The organism is Pseudoalteromonas ruthenica (assembly GCF_008808095.1).
GTDB lineage: Bacteria > Pseudomonadota > Gammaproteobacteria > Enterobacterales > Alteromonadaceae > Pseudoalteromonas > Pseudoalteromonas ruthenica.
The window spans coordinates 734,388-751,922 of record NZ_CP023396.1 but is presented as its reverse complement, the minus strand read 5'-3'; the positions used below and the strand labels follow the sequence as shown (position 1 = coordinate 751,922).

General features: G+C 48.5%; 16 protein-coding genes. 5 read left to right on the top strand and 11 right to left on the bottom strand.

The genetic code is table 11. From position 1 onward, the window contains the following. Positions 1 to 23 precede the first annotated feature (23 nt). The 5 genes from PRUTH_RS03625 to cydC are packed head-to-tail and all read left to right on the top strand — an operon-like array spanning position 24 to position 6,344. Complete coding sequence (locus tag PRUTH_RS03625) at positions 24 to 1,598, top strand: cytochrome ubiquinol oxidase subunit I (RefSeq protein ID WP_022946771.1); 1,575 nt, start codon at positions 24 to 26, stop codon at positions 1,596 to 1,598. Beyond that, complete coding sequence (gene cydB, locus PRUTH_RS03620; protein WP_053910954.1) at positions 1,595 to 2,734, top strand: cytochrome d ubiquinol oxidase subunit II; 1,140 nt, start codon at positions 1,595 to 1,597, stop codon at positions 2,732 to 2,734. The genes PRUTH_RS03625 and cydB overlap by 4 nt, the downstream gene beginning before the upstream one ends. A gap of 9 nt (positions 2,735 to 2,743) precedes the next feature. Then, a complete protein-coding gene (cydX, locus tag PRUTH_RS03615; RefSeq protein WP_022946769.1) occupies positions 2,744 to 2,869 on the top strand; it encodes a cytochrome bd-I oxidase subunit CydX in 126 nt (41 codons plus the stop codon). A 3-nt stretch (positions 2,870 to 2,872) separates the two neighbouring features. Then, positions 2,873 to 4,639: a thiol reductant ABC exporter subunit CydD gene (gene cydD / locus PRUTH_RS03610; RefSeq protein WP_151172539.1), complete on the top strand. Its 1,767-nt coding sequence runs from the start codon at positions 2,873 to 2,875 to the stop codon at positions 4,637 to 4,639. Next, entirely contained in the window at positions 4,632 to 6,344 is a 1,713-nt protein-coding gene (cydC, locus tag PRUTH_RS03605) for a thiol reductant ABC exporter subunit CydC (protein ID WP_130149049.1), read from the top strand. Before cydD ends, cydC begins: the two co-directional genes overlap by 8 nt. 55 nt (positions 6,345 to 6,399) lie before the next feature. Here cydC and lpxA read toward each other — a convergent pair whose 3' ends face one another. The 11 genes from lpxA to pyrH form a co-directional block, all read right to left on the bottom strand. Further along, positions 6,400 to 7,170 carry an acyl-ACP--UDP-N-acetylglucosamine O-acyltransferase gene (lpxA, locus tag PRUTH_RS03600; RefSeq protein ID WP_151172538.1) on the bottom strand — a complete coding sequence of 257 codons (771 nt, stop codon included), beginning with the start codon at positions 7,168 to 7,170 and terminating at the stop codon, positions 6,400 to 6,402. A gap of 2 nt (positions 7,171 to 7,172) precedes the next feature. After that, entirely contained in the window at positions 7,173 to 7,625 is a 453-nt protein-coding gene (gene fabZ / locus PRUTH_RS03595) for a 3-hydroxyacyl-ACP dehydratase FabZ (RefSeq protein ID WP_022946765.1), read from the bottom strand. A gap of 21 nt (positions 7,626 to 7,646) precedes the next feature. Then, positions 7,647 to 8,672 (bottom strand): UDP-3-O-(3-hydroxymyristoyl)glucosamine N-acyltransferase, encoded by a 1,026-nt coding sequence (lpxD, locus tag PRUTH_RS03590; protein WP_172972741.1) that lies wholly within the window; start codon positions 8,670 to 8,672, stop codon positions 7,647 to 7,649. Further along, entirely contained in the window at positions 8,672 to 9,190 is a 519-nt protein-coding gene (locus PRUTH_RS03585; protein ID WP_022946763.1) for an OmpH/Skp family outer membrane protein, read from the bottom strand. The genes lpxD and PRUTH_RS03585 overlap by 1 nt, the downstream gene beginning before the upstream one ends. A gap of 17 nt (positions 9,191 to 9,207) precedes the next feature. Next, complete coding sequence (gene bamA / locus PRUTH_RS03580) at positions 9,208 to 11,679, bottom strand: outer membrane protein assembly factor BamA (protein WP_022946762.1); 2,472 nt, start codon at positions 11,677 to 11,679, stop codon at positions 9,208 to 9,210. 202 nt (positions 11,680 to 11,881) lie between these two features. Then, complete coding sequence (rseP, locus tag PRUTH_RS03575) at positions 11,882 to 13,234, bottom strand: sigma E protease regulator RseP (protein WP_151172536.1); 1,353 nt, start codon at positions 13,232 to 13,234, stop codon at positions 11,882 to 11,884. Further along, positions 13,227 to 14,432 carry a 1-deoxy-D-xylulose-5-phosphate reductoisomerase gene (gene ispC / locus PRUTH_RS03570; protein ID WP_151172535.1) on the bottom strand — a complete coding sequence of 402 codons (1,206 nt, stop codon included), beginning with the start codon at positions 14,430 to 14,432 and terminating at the stop codon, positions 13,227 to 13,229. Before ispC ends, rseP begins: the two co-directional genes overlap by 8 nt. Next, positions 14,429 to 15,295, bottom strand: a complete 867-nt coding sequence (locus PRUTH_RS03565) for a phosphatidate cytidylyltransferase (RefSeq protein ID WP_138590905.1) — start codon at positions 15,293 to 15,295, stop codon at positions 14,429 to 14,431. The genes ispC and PRUTH_RS03565 overlap by 4 nt, the downstream gene beginning before the upstream one ends. Before the next feature lie 16 nt (positions 15,296 to 15,311). Next, positions 15,312 to 16,079 (bottom strand): polyprenyl diphosphate synthase, encoded by a 768-nt coding sequence (gene uppS, locus PRUTH_RS03560; protein WP_275441730.1) that lies wholly within the window; start codon positions 16,077 to 16,079, stop codon positions 15,312 to 15,314. Between the two features lie 99 nt (positions 16,080 to 16,178). After that, the gene (gene frr / locus PRUTH_RS03555; RefSeq protein WP_151172534.1) at positions 16,179 to 16,736 is read right to left on the bottom strand and encodes a ribosome recycling factor; all 558 of its coding nucleotides are present in this window, start codon (positions 16,734 to 16,736) and stop codon (positions 16,179 to 16,181) included. Between the two features lie 13 nt (positions 16,737 to 16,749). Further along, positions 16,750 to 17,496 carry a UMP kinase gene (gene pyrH / locus PRUTH_RS03550; protein WP_026111378.1) on the bottom strand — a complete coding sequence of 249 codons (747 nt, stop codon included), beginning with the start codon at positions 17,494 to 17,496 and terminating at the stop codon, positions 16,750 to 16,752. Positions 17,497 to 17,535 lie beyond the last annotated feature (39 nt).

Below are 17,535 nucleotides of genomic sequence, written 5' to 3'. Positions count from 1 at the left end.
AAGCTTACATTAAGGGGTGTTCCATGATAGATGAATCCTTTGTAGACATCTCCCGTCTACAATTTGCAATCACTGCCTTCTATCACTTTTTGTTCGTGCCGCTCACGTTAGGGATGACATGGATTTTGGTGATAATGGAGTCTGTCTATGTAATGACAGGGCGCGAAATTTACCGTGATATGACGAAATTCTGGGGGAAGTTATTTGGTATTAACTTCGCCTTAGGGGTGGCCACCGGACTGACTATGGAGTTCGAGTTTGGTACCAACTGGTCTTATTATTCTCATTACGTTGGTGATATCTTCGGTGCGCCCCTTGCCATTGAAGGGCTAATGGCATTTTTCTTAGAGTCCACCTTGGTCGGCATGTTCTTTCTAGGCTGGGATCGGCTCAGTAAAGTGCAGCACTTGGGGGTGACCTTCTTTATGGCGGTGGGCACCAACCTCTCCGCGCTGTGGATTCTAGTCGCCAATGGCTGGATGCAAAACCCTGTGGGTTCAGAGTTTAACTACCTGACCATGCGTATGGAAATGCAAAGCTTTGCCGAATTGGTGTTTAACCCGGTGGCACAGGTTAAGTTTATTCATACCGTCTCTGCCGGCTATGTTGCCGCCTCTATGTTTGTGCTTGGGATCAGTGCCTTTTATATTCTTCGCGGCCGTGATGTTGCTTTTGCTAAACGCTCGTTTTCGGTTGCCTGTAGTTTTGGCTTAGCCTCGGTATTGTGCGTGATTCTGCTCGGTGATGAGTCCGGCTACGAGGTCGGCGAGGTGCAAAAAGTGAAACTCGCGGCGATTGAAGCGGAGTGGGAAACTGAGCCTGCCCCAGCCGCTTTCACGTTATTTGGTTTTCCAGACTCTGAAACACAACAAACCCATGCGGCGGTGAAAATCCCCTATGTTATGGGCATTATTGCTACCCGCTCGCTGGATGAGGAAGTCACCGGCATTAAAGAGTTGCAACAAAACCATGAACAACGTATCCGCAGTGGTATGGTGGCTTATCGCTACTTGGAAAAGCTGCGTAATGGCGAGGAAACACCAGAAAATATTCGTCAATTCAATCAGTACAAAGACGATTTAGGCTACGGCTTACTATTAAAGCGTTATTTGGATGACGTGTATAACGCCGATGAAGCGCAAATCCAAAAAGCGGTGCAAGACTCTATCCCACAAGTTGGGCCACTGTTTTGGGCATTTCGTATTATGGTTGCCTGTGGCATGGTGATGCTGCTGATCTTTGCCGCCGCGTTTTATTACAATGCTAAACGTCAAATCGAGCAAAAACGTTGGCTACTCAAAGCGGCGTTATTTGCGATACCACTGCCCTGGATTGCCATTGAAACAGGGTGGTTTGTGGCTGAGTATGGCCGCCAGCCTTGGGCTATTTCCGAGGTATTACCGACCTTTATGGCCACCTCGAGTCTGACCTTTAATGATGTGCTTATCTCCTTAATTGGCTTTATTACCTTTTACACCATATTGGCCATTATCGAAATCTGGTTAATGTTGCACTTTATTAAGCAGGGGCCAAGCTCACTGCATACAGGTAAGTATTACTTCGAGCGTCAACAGCAACTACAGGAGAGCAAATCATGATATTTGATTATGAAACGCTAAAACTTATCTGGTGGGTGCTTATTGGCGCATTGCTCATTGGCTTTGCCATTACTGACGGCATGGATATGGGCGCTGCTACCTTGTTACCTTTCGTTGCCAAACAGGATGTCGAGCGCCGAGTAGTGATCAACACCGTAGGTGCACACTGGGACGGTAACCAAGTCTGGCTTATTACCGCAGGCGGTGCACTCTTTGCCGCTTGGCCAATGGTGTATGCCGCTGCCTTTTCAGGCTTCTACTTTGCCATGATGCTGGTGTTGTTTGCGCTGTTTTTCCGCCCCTTGGCCTTTGACTATCGCTCTAAACTGGATAACCCAACATGGCGTAACCGCTGGGATTGGGCGCTTTTCTGCGGCAGTTTCATTCCAGCACTGATTTTCGGGGTGGCCTTTGGTAACTTGTTGCAAGGGGTACCTATTCATATCGATAATCTCATGCGGGTGAGCTATCACGGCTCCTTCTTTGGGCTGTTGAATCCTTTTGCACTGCTATGCGGTGTGATCAGTGTGGCCATGCTGGTTGGCCACGGTGGCGTATGGTTACAAATGCGCACCGCTGAGCCCGTCGCTTCACGTAGCGCCCGTTTCGGTCGCATCGCGCTGGTTGTCGCCCTCGCTGGCTTTGCCTTGGCCGGGGCGTGGCTGACGCAAATCGACGGCATGCAGATTGTCACTATGGCCGATACCAATGCCCATGCCGACCCATTAGCAAAAACAGTGACCACTGCGACCGGTCTATGGTTGAACAATTACAGCGAACGTAGTTGGACCTTGGCGTTCCCAATCTTGGCGTTTGCCGGAGGTCTGTTGGCCTTGTTGTGCTCACTTAAGAGTAGACCTGGTTTTGGCTTCATCTGTTCGAGCATCATGTTGTTAGGCATTATTATGACCTTTGGCGCATCCCTGTTCCCGTTCATTATGCCTTCCAGCCATGACGCCAATATGAGCTTAACCATTTGGGACGCCGTTTCCAGCCACATGACTTTGAATATCATGTTTATTGTGGTCGCTATACTGCTCCCCATAGTACTGTCTTACACCACTTGGTGTTATGTGAAGATGTGGCGCCGAGTAAGCAGTGAAGAGATTGAAAACAACACCCATGGCAGCTATTAAGGAGGCATTATGTGGTATTTTACGTGGATTTTAGGAGTATTATTCGCTGTTGCCTTCGGCGTGATCAACGTCATGTGGTATGAAATGGGCCAGCACAATGATTGTGTGGCCGACGATCACAAGGAGCATGATTAATACATGACCCCCCGCCCCAACCGCGCGCAGCAAAACCAGCTGCGCGTTTTTTTAAAAAACTTTTCACGTTCACAAAATGGCGCGATGCTGATAAGCATTTCCTTAGGTATCGTCAATGCCTTACTGATGATAGTGAGCTGTTATTTATTAGCACACATTTGCCATGCAGTGATGTTTGCAGATGAGCACTTAGCGCAACAGCACACCCAGTTAGCCATACTGGCTGGCATAGTGGTACTGCGAGCGCTGTGCAGTGGCGTTAGTCGCTATGTCAGTGAGCGCTGCGCCATTGCTCTAAAACAGCAAATGCGCCATGCACTTTGGCAAGCCATGGTCGCAAAACAGCGCCAAGGTCAGCTTGAACACAGCCCAGCGCAGTTGGTCAATATCCTTAACCAAGGCGTGGAATCACTGCACGATTACTTCGCCAAATACATTCCTGCTGTCGCTTACGCGGGCTTTATCCCTCTCGCTATTATCGCCGTAGTCTTTCCTATCGACTGGCAATCTGGGTTAATCTTTCTTGTTACGGCGCCACTCATTCCTTTTTTCATGATTTTAATCGGTTATAAGGCCGAGGCGCTCAATGAGCAAAACTGGCAGCAGCTCCAGCGTCTTGGTCATTATTTTATGGACCGCCTACAAGGCTTAGTGCAGCTGAAGCTATTCAATAACGAGCGCCAGCAAATTGAAAATGTCGCGCTGATGGCCGATAAATTTCGCATCACCACCCTCTCTGTACTGCGTATTGCCTTTATATCCACCTTAGCACTGGAATTTTTGGCGACCATCAGTATCGCCTTAGTAGCTGTGATTATTGGCTTTCGCCTTTACTTTGGCTCGTTAGATTTTGCCACGGGTTTTGTGGTGCTGTTGTTGGCGCCGGAGTTTTATCTGCCGCTGCGCCAGTTAGGTCAGCACTACCATGCCAAGCTCAAAGGCTTAGCCAGTGCCAGCTCAATGCTGTCGCTGCTACAAAAAGCAGACACCGACACTATTAAAGGTGAGCAATTAGCGAACCATACCCCTATTCATACAGTGAGCACCGAGAATCTGTGCTGGCGCTTTGACGACGCCCAGCACGACACCTTACAACAGCTATCGCTTAAGTTCTGCGGCCCCGGCATGCATGCCATTGTCGGCGCAAGCGGCAGCGGCAAGTCCACATTACTGGATTGCTTGATGGGCCTAAAACCCAGTGTCGCCGGAGCCATTAAAATAAACGACCACGCCTTAAGCACTTTAGACATCCAGCAATATCAACAGCGCATCGCTTGGGTTGCCCAATCGCCGACACTCTTTAGTGGCAGCATCGCCGAAAATGTCGCCTTGGCGCAACCAGACGCACCACTGGGTGCCATTCGCGCGGTCTGTAAAGACGTAGCCCTGGATGATTACATTATGACCCTCGCGCAAGGCTACGACACGCCCATAGGCGAGCTCGGTAAAGGGTTATCCGGAGGGCAAATACAGCGCCTAGCTTTGGCCCGTGCACTGTTAGGCAAACCCGAAGTGCTGTTTTTAGATGAGCCCACAGCGGCCCTTGATAAGCACAGTGAGGCGCATGTGCAGCGGTGTTTAGAGCAGCTCAGCAAACACTGCTTAATTATCGTTATTGCCCATCGTTTGCATACCATCAGCGATGCACAACAGGTGGTGGTCATGGAGCATGGCCGTATCGCTGCGCAAGGTAATTACTCACAGTTGATACAGCAACCCCACTCAGCACTCAACCACTTACTCCAAGGAGCGGCGGTCGATCATGGCTAATTGGCAGTTTTTGTTATCGTTATTACGCCCCCACCTAAAGTGGGCAGTCATTGGCTTGGCACTGGCGCTGTGCGCCTTAATAGCGAATGTTACTTTGCTGGCGATCTCCGGTTGGTTTCTTGCAGCCATGGCCAGTGCCGGGCTGCAAGGGATCACCATGAACTATTTTACCCCAGCGGGCATTATTCGTTTTTTGGCGGTGGTGCGCACCGCCAGTGGTTACGGTCAACGCTTGGTCAATCACAACACCACGTTTTTGGTGCTCAAAACCTTGCGAGTGAGCGTGTTTGCAGCACTCACCAAAGTGCCCTTGCAACAATTCACCAGTATTGGCCAACAGCTATCGCAATTGCAAGACGATGTTGAGCGCCTTGATGAGTTTTACATTGGTGTGCTTTTACCGATTTTACTTGCCCTTGTTGCGCTGCCTTTGTTCGCTTGGGTATTAAGCCTGTATAGCATAATGTTGATGGTGGTCAGCGTCAGTGCACTGCTGCTGTGCGGCGTACTGTTACCCTGGTGGTTAAGCCGCAACTTAAAGAGCATTGGCACTCACACCCAAGCGGCTCACACACAACTTAATGAGCGCTTGGTGGAAGCGACCCGGGGGTTAAAAGAGCTACAACTGGCTGGCGCCTGTGAGCGCTACTGGGAGCACATCGATCGTGCCCAACACGCTTTAGCTAACGAGCAACAACGCTCACAAAATTGGTATGCGCGTCATCAGGGGTTGTCATTATTTGTTAGTCAACTGACCATTATTTTCGTGCTTATCGTCATGATCCCCATGGTCACCAGTGGCGCTATGGTTAACGTCAATCTGGCGATGTTGATGTTACTGGTACTCGGGGGATTTGAAATTGTGCTAACACTCCCTGATGCTATGCTTAAACTCGAACTGACATTGGCAAGCAGCGAGCGCCTGCGCCAATTGGTGGCGCAGCCCAAGCACAGTCAAGCTAAGGAAATAGGCGAGCTCACTAGCCAAGAGGTGTACTCCCTGGACGCACTGAATTACACCTACCCCGATAGCAGTAACGGCATAACGGATATCAGCTTCACCATTAAGCAAGGCGAAAAAGTGGCTATTGTTGGTGCCAGCGGTGCTGGCAAGTCTACCCTGCTGGCATTACTCAGTGCCCAGCTGCAGCCGAGCTCCGGCAGCCTAGAGTGTTTTTCTCGCCCGCTTTCGAGTCTTAACACTCATTGGCTTTACCAGCACTTGGGTATGTTGTCGCAACAATGCCATGTGTTCAGTAGTAGTATTAAGAACAATTTGCTGTTGGCGAAAGACGATGCCAACGAGCAGCAACTTTGGCAGGCGCTTGCTCAAGCGCAGCTGAAGGATTTTGTCGCGACAACCGAGCATCAGCTCGATACACTTGTGGGCACTGGCGGGCGGACTCTATCTGGAGGCGAAGCACGACGTTTGCACATTGCCCAGCAATTATTACGCGACCCACGCGTGCTGTTACTCGACGAGCCCACACGCGGACTGGATAACCGCAACCAAGAGCTGGTTATTGACGCCTTAATGGCACTGTTTAACACTCGTACCGTGATCACCGTGACCCATGAAAGCACGCTGTTAAACCGTATGGACCAGGTGGTTTGGCTCGAGCAGGGCCGTGTTAGGGCCACGGGCACACATCAGCAACTGCAAAAGCACCGTGATTATGTCCGCCTAACCAGTGTGATTAACTAAGCCACAAAAAAAGCGCCCTCAAGGCGCTTTTTATTATTCACTCAAAATATCGAGTCTAGCGAATGATACCGCGTTCAGACTGTTGAACGAGGTCAATCATTGGCTGAATGGCTGGAAATTGCTGCGCATCTTCAGTTAATTGGGCCACGGCTTCATCGGCTTTTAAACCTTTACGGAACAAGGTTTTGTACGCACGGCGAAGGGCCATAATCTCATCAGACTCAAAACCACGACGCTTGAGTCCTTCAGTATTAATTGCCACAGGGCGTGCCGGCGTGCCAATGGTGGTAACATACGGCGGTACATCTTGGTTCACCCCAGAGTACATACCGATAAAGGCATGATCGCCTACTTTACAAAACTGGTGTACACCCGAGTTGCCAGCCAAAATAACCCAATTGCCGATGTGTACATGCCCCGCCACACTGGCATTGTTGGCAAAAATAACGTTATCACCAATCACGGCATCGTGAGCAACATGGGTATAAGCCATAAATAAGTTGTTGCTACCAATTTTGGTAATACCCTGGTCCTGAATGGTACCACGGTGGATAGTGGCACATTCGCGGATCACATTGTTGTCACCAATAATCAGCTGCGTTGGTTCATCCTTGTACTTTTTATCTTGGCAGGTCTCGCCAACCGATGCGAATTGATAGATGTGGTTGTTTTGACCTAAAGTAGATGGCCCTTTAACTACCACATGCGACTCAATAATTGTCCCTGCACCGATTTCTACATCATTGCCGATGTAGCTGTATGGACCTACTTGCACATCGTCGGCAAGCTTTGCGCCCGGTTCGATAATTGCGGTCGGATGAATCACGATTAAAACTCTCTTCTAGCACACATCAATTCGGCGCTGCACACGACTTTATCGTCGACGCGTGCTTCGCCATAAAACTTCCATAAATTACGACGCTCTTTTAAAAACTCAACATGCAAATGCATGGTATCACCTGGCCCTACTGGGTGCTTAAAGCGTGCATTATCAATAGCTGCAAACAAGTATAGCTCATTGTCACCGCGATTTTCCGTGGTTTTAAAGCCGAGTAAACCAGTTGCTTGGGCTAGGGCCTCGAGAATCATCACCCCGGGGAATATGGGCTGATCGGGAAAGTGGCCGGTAAAAATCGGTTCATTCACGGTCACATTCTTAATCGCATGCAAACGCTCACCGGGCGTGTAATCAATAACACGATCAACGAGCAGCATAGGGTAACGATGGGGTAGCAGGCTTAATATTTCTTGAATATCAAAGCTATTTAACTGATTAGCCAACTTATTTTCCTTAAAACTAATTTACTCTTGCGACTTCAGCTGCGCTTCAATGGACTTGATACGCTTGTGCATGTCACCAATATTTCGTAAGTGCGCGATGGTGCGGCGCCACTCTTTGTTTTTGCTGTGCGGAACACCAGATGAATAAATACCAGGCTCATTAATGCCACTGGTAACCATATTCATGCCGGTTAGCACCACTTTGTCGCAAATTTCCACATGACCGGTAATGGCGCTTAGGCCACCAATTTGGCAATAACGGCCAATTTTAGTACTGCCTGCAACGACGGTACAACCAGCGATAGCGGTCCCTTCACAAATCTCAACGTTATGTGCTATCTGGCATTGGTTGTCGATAATCACATTGTCGTGGATAAGGGTGTCGTCAATGGCACCTCGGTCGATGGTGGTGCTGGCACCAATCTCAACACGGTCGCCGATTATAACAGATCCAAGCTGCGGGATCTTAACCCATTGCCCTTGTTCGTTGGCATAGCCAAAACCATCGGCACCCACCACGGTATTTGCTTGAATCAAGCACTGCGCGCCTATATTCACCTCGTGGTAAACAGTGACGTTATTCCATAGCTTAGTACCTGCGCCAATACGCGCATTCGCACCTATAAAGCAATGACTGCCTATTTGAGCATGTTCGCCAATGTGAGCACCGGCTTCAACAACCACGAAAGGGCCAATGTTGGCGCTCTCACTGACTGTTGCTTCACTGCTTATCACCGCACTGGGGTGCACCCCCTGTGCTGCTGCCGGCGTAGTGTCTAATAGCTGTGCTAACTTGGCATAGGCGACATAAGGATCGGCACAGATAACCTTGTTGCCATCATAATGCTCGGCATCATCCGCACTGAGGATCACCGCACCAGCTTGGGTGGTGTTCAGCGCACTACGGTACTTTTTATTGGCGAGGAAACTGATATGTTTAGGGCCTGCTTTTTCCAGTGTTTGAATACCGTCAATCTGCAGGCCCTGGTCACCAACTAGCTCAGCACCTAAGTGCTGAGCAATGTTCGCTAGTGTTGTTGTCATTATTACTTCTTACTAACAGCGTCGATAACGTCTTCAGATAGGTCGGTCACTTCACTTGGGTTGAAGTAGATAGTGCCATCTTTCACTTTAACTTCGTCAAAGTCGCCTTCTTTGGCTACTTCTTGAATCGCTGCAACGATAGTTTGCTGCAATTTGCCTAGCTCTTGGTTTTGGCGACGCTTGATCTCTTGCTCAAGCGGACGGCCTTTCTCCATTAGTTGCTTTTGCATACCTTGGATCTTCGCGCGCAGCTCTTGCTTCTGCTCATCGCTCATCACCGTGCCTTCACGCTGGAACTTCTCAGTTTCAAAGCGGATGTCACCTTGTAGCTTTTCTAGCTCCTGACGGCGCTCAGCAAATTCGCTTTGCAAGGTCTTCTCAATGGCTGCTGTTTGCGGCACTTGCGCATAGATTGTTTGCATATCAACAATGCCCACTTTGTGCGCCAAAGCGCTCATTGAAGTACCCATTGTTAGTGCAGCGAGTACCGCCATAGCCGTACTTTTAAATAATTTTTTCACAAAAAACTCCTTAAGAATTAGAAAGTATTACTGATGTTAAAGCTAATGGTCTTGGTATCATCATCTTCTTGTTCTTTCAACGGATACGCAAAACTAATCAACATCGGCCCCATAGGTGAAATCCACTGAATGGATAGACCTGTCGACACCCTAAAGCGTGACGGATCTGAATAGTCATCTAAGCGAGCACGTTCATCAGGTTGTAAATTTTGATAACGATCTACGTTAAACTCAGTATCCCATACGTTAGCTGCGTCAACAAAGAAGCTGGTACGTACGGAACTGGTATTTTCCTCGTCCAAGAATGGCGTTGGCACAATCATTTCCATACCAGCCACGGCCTTGGCGTTACCACCAATACGCCCAGCAAGGCGCAAGGTGTCGAACTCTTCTGCCCCACCGATACTGCCAGCTGGCGTGCCATCTGGCAAGGTGGTGCCAGGAATGTTCTGAGGTGCTCTTACCACTGCGCGCGGTAAGATGGTGTTTCTATCGAATCCACGAAGCTCTTGTTCCGTGATTCGGAAGAATTCTTGTACTGGTAATACTTGGTCAAAGCCGTTGGTAGAGCCATAACCATTACCATAGCCTAACGCTGCACGGGTTGAGAATACCCAGCGATGGTCATTACTGATAGGCCAGTAAAAACGCGAGTTATAGTTCACTTTGTAGTAGTTAAGGTCAGAGTTCGGCGTGGTTGCCGTTAAGTTAAGCGACTGACGTGAACCCGCCGTTGGGAACAACCCTCGGTTCACGGTCACCCGTGACCAACCGGTTGAGAGCTCAAATTTAGTGAACTCAAAGCCCGCATCCGGATTTTCAGGATCTAAGAAGGTCTCACGCAATACTCGAGTTTGCTCGTATTCGGCTAAGTCTGAAAGCTCTTCTTCAATCCAACGAATACCGAAATTAACTCGGTTATTGGCATTAATTGGGAAGCCAATGTTGGTACCAAGGCCATAACTCTTTGACTTATAGTCAATCAAGCTGAACTCACTGGCATCGTAGTTACGATAGAAAATGCTTGAACCCTGAGATACCCCATCTGGTGTGAAATATGGGTCGGTGTAGGACAAGCTCACACTTTCGGAGCCGCGCGAGGTGTTGATATTAAACGACACCTGGTTACCTGACCCTAGGAAATTTGACTCACTGACACCAATGTTAAATTGCAGACCGTAATAAGAACCATAAGCCAGACCGGCGGTGAAGCTACCTGCTGACTGCTCTTTTACGGTGAAATCAACATCAACTTCATCATCAATACCGGGCACCGGGGTAACATCAAATTCAACACTTTCCATGTAAGGAAGACGCTGAATTTGCAGCTTTGAGCGCTCTAGGTTTTGGTTTGATAACCACGCACCTTCAAGCTGCGTCATTTCCCGGCGCAATACTTCGTCAGCGGTGTTTTGGTTACCAGAAATATCGATACGGCGCACATAAACACGTTTGCCAGGGTCAACTGACAAGGTTAATTGCACCTCTTTATTTTCATCGTCGATTTCAGGGATGGTACGCACTTCAGCATTGGCATATCCAAAACGGGCTAAAAAGCTCTTAATGAATTCTTCTGAAGACGTCACCACCGAGCCATTATACAACTCACCTGTTTTGAGCGGGATAACGCTTTTAATTAACTCTTCACGGCCTAACAAGTCGCCGATGAAATCAAAGCCTTTGACCATGTACTGCTCACCCTCGGTGACGTTCGCAGTGACATAGACTGATTCACGCTCGGGGCTCACTGATACTTGGGTTGAGTCAATATTAAAGCGCAGGTAACCACGGTCGAGGTAATAACTGCGGATTTTCTCTAAGTCCCCTTCAATGGTTTGCTTTTGGTAGCGATCCGATGACATGAACATGTACCAAGGCAAATCTTGCTTAGACTCTGCGAGGTTCAGTAGTTCTTCATCAGGGAATAACTCGTTACCGACGATATTAATCTGGCGAATTGAAGCGGCATCACCTTCATCGAAGTTTAACTTTAAGCGAACCCGGTTACGTGGAAGGCGAGTGATTTCAAGGTCGATTTTGGCATTGTACTTACCAATACTGTGGAAGAAGTCGATTAGCCCCTTCTCAACACTATCAAGCACGGTTCTGTCGAGTGGCTCGCCTTGGCGGATATTTTGTTGATTCAAGCTCTCACTGAGCTGCTCGTCTTTAATATCTTTGTTGCCATCGAATTCGATAGAGCTGATCGTGGGTCGCTCGGTCACTTTGAACACGATGCGTTCACCATCACGATACGCTTCGATATCATCGAAGTGACCAGACTTGTAAAGCGACTTGATGGTTTTTGACACAGTGTAGGTGTCTACCTGATCGCCAACGTTAATTGGAATATGTGTCAGCGCTGCACCGAGTGCAACACGCTGCAACCCTTCTACTTTTAAATCTTCTACGATAAAGGATTCTTGGCCTAGGGCTGCAAAGCTTGCCCCTAATAAACTCGTAACTGCCAAATGTTTTTTTATAGCCATTTTATTATCTTTGTCCTTTACTACAGTGTCTTCACCCAGCTCACCCTCATTCCCGTTTTGCGCACGGCTGGCTGGGTGAGTAGGCCGTTGGCTGCATCATTGGCTGCCATCTTATCATTGCTGTTTGGCTTACACAGCTGTTTCTTTATACATCACGCTCAAAAAACACGCAGTTGACGCGTTAAGCGGATGGTGTACCTGTTTACAATCTTGCTATGTCGTTCAGTAATGCAAACGCGGTAAGCGCTAACAACAACATGGCACCGATGCGAAAGCCAATTTCTTGTGTCTTTTCAGAGACTGGCTTTTTACGAATTAGTTCAATTACGTAATACATTAAATGCCCGCCATCTAACACCGGCAAGGGGAGCAAATTAAACACCCCTAGGCTGACGCTGATTAACGCTAAAAAGCTCAAAAAAGCAACGAAGCCGTAGCTTACGCTAGTTCCAGCCCCGACTGCAATGCCCACCGGGCCACTGATATTTTTGATTGACACTTGCCCGGTGACTAAATTAGCTATCATCTCAAAGCTCAGGCTAATCATTTGCCATGTTTTTGCCACGCCCAGGCCAGCTGCATCAATCACGTTGTAGCTGCGTGTTGAAATGGCCTCTTCTGGCCAAGGCTCAACTACCGGCACCACTCCCAAGTAACCTCGAGAGAAGCCATCTTCAGTAGGCTTGTTAGCTGGGGTAATGGTCACATCAAGGCCTTGGGCACCGCGCATAACATAAAAGTTCAATGCTTGCCCTGCTGAGCGCTCAATACGATTGACGAGGGCCTGCCAACTTTTGATAAGCTCACCATCAACACTGACCAACACATCGCCCTCTTTGAGTCCTGCACTGTGTGCTGGCGAGTCCGGAGCAACCATCGCAAGCGTCAGCGTTGCATCGGGTCGGTAAGGCTTAATACCTATCGACGTCAGTGGCGACTCATCGCGCTGCTGCAGCGTCCAGCCTTGTAAATTTAAGGTGCGCACTGCCTGAGAACCAGACTCAGCTTGCACTTTGACATTCACCTCGTCGTCCCCTAGGTGCTGCATCAATGCCAATGTGACTTCTTGCCAATCTTGAGTTTGTTTACCATCAATAGTCAGCAATTGTTCGCCCGCCTGCAGACCCGCCGCTTCAGCACGGCTTTGCTCTGTCACATCACCGACGATGGGCTTGACTGACTGCACGCCGATGACATACATCAACGACAACGCAAAGATTGCAAATAGGAAGTTGGCCAATGGGCCGGCACTGACAATAGCAATACGCCAATACACTGATTTGCTGTTGAAGGATAAATGCTTTTGTTCCTGCGGTACGTCATCCACTCGTTCATCGAGCATTTTCACGTAACCGCCCAGGGGGATCATTGCCAGCACATATTCGGTGCCATATTTATCATGCCAGCGTACCAGTGGCTTGCCAAAGCCAATAGAAAAGCGGAGCACTTTAACGCCCGCTTTGCGCGCCACCCAAAAGTGGCCATATTCATGAACGGTAACCAAAATGCCCAGAGCGAGAATAAACGAGCCTAGGTGCCATACAAATTCAAACATCAACCGCCCTCTTTGTAATTAATTGCTGCGCCGTTGTTCGTGCATCCGCATCACAAGCCAACACGCCCTCGAGACTGGCATCATACGTAAGCGTCAGCGCTGATAAAGTGTCAGCATTAATACTGTAGATATCAGGAAAACGGATCTGACCGCGTAAAAACGCCGCCACGGCCTCTTCATTGGCAGCATTAATGGTGGTGGTGGCATTTTGCCCCACACGACATGCATCCATCGCCAGTTTTAAGTTGGGGTAGCGGATAAAGTCAGGAGCGTGAAAGCTAAAGTCTTTCATTTGGCTAAAGTTTAGCGGTGCTACGCCGGCATCAATGCGCTCGGGATAAGCCATGGCATGAGCGATAGGTGTACGCATATCGGGTTGTCCCATTTGCGCAAGCACTGAGCCATCGACATACTGCACCATGGAGTGAATCATACTTTGCGGGTGGATAACCACCTCAATATCGTCGACCTCTGCGTTGAAGAGCCATTTTGCCTCAATAAATTCAAGCCCTTTATTCATCATGGTGGCGGAATCTACAGAAATCTTTTGCCCCATAGACCAATTTGGGTGGGCAACGGCTTCGGCAACAGTAATATCGTCAAAGGTCGATAATGGCCGTTCACGAAAAGGGCCACCCGAGCCGGTTAATAAAATTTTGCTCACCCCATGGTGGTGCAAGCATTGATCGCTGTGCCCTTGAATCCCAGAGGGCATGCTTTGGAAAATAGCATTGTGCTCGCTATCAATCGGCAATAGCGTCGCCCCATGCGCTTTTACTTTGTCGATAAACAGCTGCCCCGACATCACCAAGGACTCTTTATTCGCTAACAACACAATTTTGCCAGCTTCCACAGCATACAGTGTTGGTAATAGCCCAGCAGCTCCGACAATAGCGGACATCACCATATCGACCTCGCTGTCTTGGCAGGCCATAGCGAGGTCTGTTCGGTAATCAATCACCTTAGTGGGCAGCTTCAAGCGATTGAGCTCTGCTGCGAGCGCCTGATTGGCGACATCGTCACTGAGGCAAGCAAACTTTGGATTAACGCGCTGGCAATCCGCAACCATTTGCGTCACATTGCTGCCAGCGACAAGGGCGAAGACGCCATAACGCTCGCTGTTACGGCTGACAACATCCAGTGTACTTTGCCCAATTGAGCCGGTGGAGCCTAATACAGTGACCCACTTTTTGCTCATAGTGTCATGGTCCATGCGTAGAACACCACAAAAATAGGCGCGGCTGCCGTTAGGCTGTCTATACGGTCAAGAATGCCGCCATGGCCAGGGAGGCATTTACCGCTGTCTTTCATACCTGCTTCGCGTTTAAACATACTCTCAAGTAAGTCGCCAATGGCTGAAAACGCCGCCACAATCACCGCCATAGCGCCGTAGATAAGCCATAAGCTGGGGTCGATGCCATTGAAATAGCAAAATCCCACGACAAAAAGAGCAGCACTTGCGAGACCACCGACGAAGCCTTCAATTGTTTTGTTTGGGCTCACTTTAGGCATCAGCTTGTGTTTACCAAAGTTTTTACCGCAAAAATAGGCGCCAATGTCGGCGCTCCATACGATGCCGAGTACGGCAAGAATAAGAAATGAGCCAAATTGGCTGGAGTCGGTGTAATTGGCACTGCGCAATACGTTTAATGCCAGCCACAATGGGGCCAAAGTCAACAGCCCGGCCACACCGCGCATTACCAGACCTTGTGACCAGGCATCGCTGAATCTAGGATAACGAATGACCAAGATGGTGGCCACTAACCACCAGGCGAAGGATAAGGTGAACACATAATTGGCATCTGCCAGCAATTGGCCTTGCTGCCATAAACTATCGACTGGCCAATGCCACTGCATCAATGCGACTACTACGCCGACCAAGGCAACATAGCCTAGGCGCTGTACACGCTTACAAATACCCATTAGTGCAGACCATTCATAGGCGCCTAGTAAGACAATTGCGCCTGCACAATAACTAAACCAGTCTAACGGTGTTAAAAATACCAGCACCAAGGCCAGTGGCGCTAACACCAAAGACGTTAAAATTCGTTGTTTTAGCAAATGTTATACCTTCAACTTAGGGCTGAGCTGTACAGAGTAGTTGTTTTATTTGTTCACCAGTACATCCAAACCGGCGCTCTCGCGATACGTAGCAAGCGATCGCGTCAGCAAAAGCCGACTCGTTAAAGTCTGGCCACAACGTCGGCGTAAAATAAAGCTCAGCATAGGCCGCCTGCCAAAGTAAAAAATTGCTGATGCGTAAATCACCACCAGTGCGGATCAATAAATCCAGCTCACTTTGTTCATTAAGACTAATATGCTTTGCCAACGAATGCTCGTCAATGTCATCCGCTGATAATTCGCCTGCTTGTACTTGCTTCGCTAACTGTTGTGCGGCGTACCCTATATCCCATCGGCCCCCGTAATTGGCGGCGATATTTAAGCGTAACCCGGTGTTTTCAGCAGTTAGTGACTCAGCTGCAGCTATTTTTTCTTGTAACTTGTTAGAAAAGCGACTCATGTCGCCAATTATGGATAATTTAACGTTATTTTTATGGAGTTTTTTAACTTCGCGGCCCAGTACCATCATGAATAGCTCCATGAGCGTGCTGACCTCTTCCTCAGGACGACGCCAGTTCTCGCTGCTAAAGGCAAACAGAGTCAACGACTCGATACCTAGCTTAGAGCAAAATTTCACTGCATCTTTAACCGCATCAACACCCTTCTTATGTCCGTACACACGAGGACGCCCTTGCGCCTGTGCCCAGCGGCCATTGCCATCCATGATAATCGCGACATGTTTAGGTAGCGATTGTTGTGCTATTTGCTGTGCGTCTAAAGCCATAAAACTCACATTATCCACAAAAAAACGCCGCCTAGTATACCCTAGACGGCGTTACAAGCCTAATGGCAATTTATGAGCAATATGCCCATAAATTGGGCGTTAGATTTCCATCAATTCTTCTTCTTTAGCGCTTAGTTGCGCGTCCATTTCTTTGATGTACTTATCTGTGAGTTTCTGAATTTCATCTTCGCTTTGGTGCGCTTCATCTTCAGAAATATCTTTGTCTTTTAGCAAGGCTTTAATTTCACTGTTCGCGTCACGACGGATATTACGCACAGCTACGCGGCCGCTCTCTACTTCACCACGCACGACCTTGATAAGGCCTTTACGACGCTCTTCCGTAAGCGGAGGAAGTGGTACCCGAATAACCGTGCCAGCTGCAGCTGGGTTAAGACCCAAATCAGAAGTCATGATCGCCTTTTCTACTGCCTGCGCTAACGATTTGTCAAATACGCTGATAGCCAATGTACGTGAATCTTCAACTGTTACGTTAGCCACTTGGTTAAGCGGAGTATCGGCGCCGTAATAAGAGACAGTAATGCCGTCAAGTAATGCTGGGTGAGCACGACCGGTACGGATTTTAGATAGTTGGCTGCCTAGAGCAGCGACACTTTTTTGCATGCGCTCTTGCGCACTTTTTTTAATATCGTTTATCACGCTAGTATCCTACTTATTTTGTCTCGCTTGAGGCTTCTGAGGAAATTAAAGTTCCCTCTTCTTCACCCATGATCACGCGCTTAAGCGCGCCAGGTTTATTCATATTAAAGACGCTGATAGGCATTTTGTGGTCGCGGGCCAAAGTAAAGGCCGCTAAGTCCATCACCTTCAACTCTTTTTCAATAATTTCATTATAGGCAAGATGGCGATAAAGCGTGGCATCTGGGTTTTTCACTGGATCATCACTGAATACCCCGTCCACTTTAGTGGCTTTAATCACGGTATCTGCTTCAATTTCAATGCCACGTAAACAGGCTGCTGAGTCTGTGGTAAAGAAAGGATTACCTGTGCCCGCCGAGAAGATAACGACACGGCCAGACTTCAACAGGCTGATAGCTTCTGCCCAGTTATACGCGTCACATACACCGTTTAAAGGAATCGCCGACATGAGGCGAGCATTTACAAATGCACGGTGAAGTGCATCACGCATCGCTAAGCCATTCATCACTGTGGCCAGCATTCCCATGTGGTCACCAACAACACGGTTCATACCCGCCTCTGCTAACGAGCCACCGCGTAAAAAGTTACCACCACCGATCACCAAACCCACTTCTACGTCGAGTTCTACCAGCTCTTTAATTTCTTGAGCCATACGATCTAAGACTTTCGGGTCTATACCAAAGCCTTCATCTCCCATCAGTGCTTCACCACTGAGCTTGAGAAGAACACGTCTAAAAATAGGTTTGCGATTAATATTCATATTTTCCTGGCCAATAACGAATTGAGATAAAAAATAACC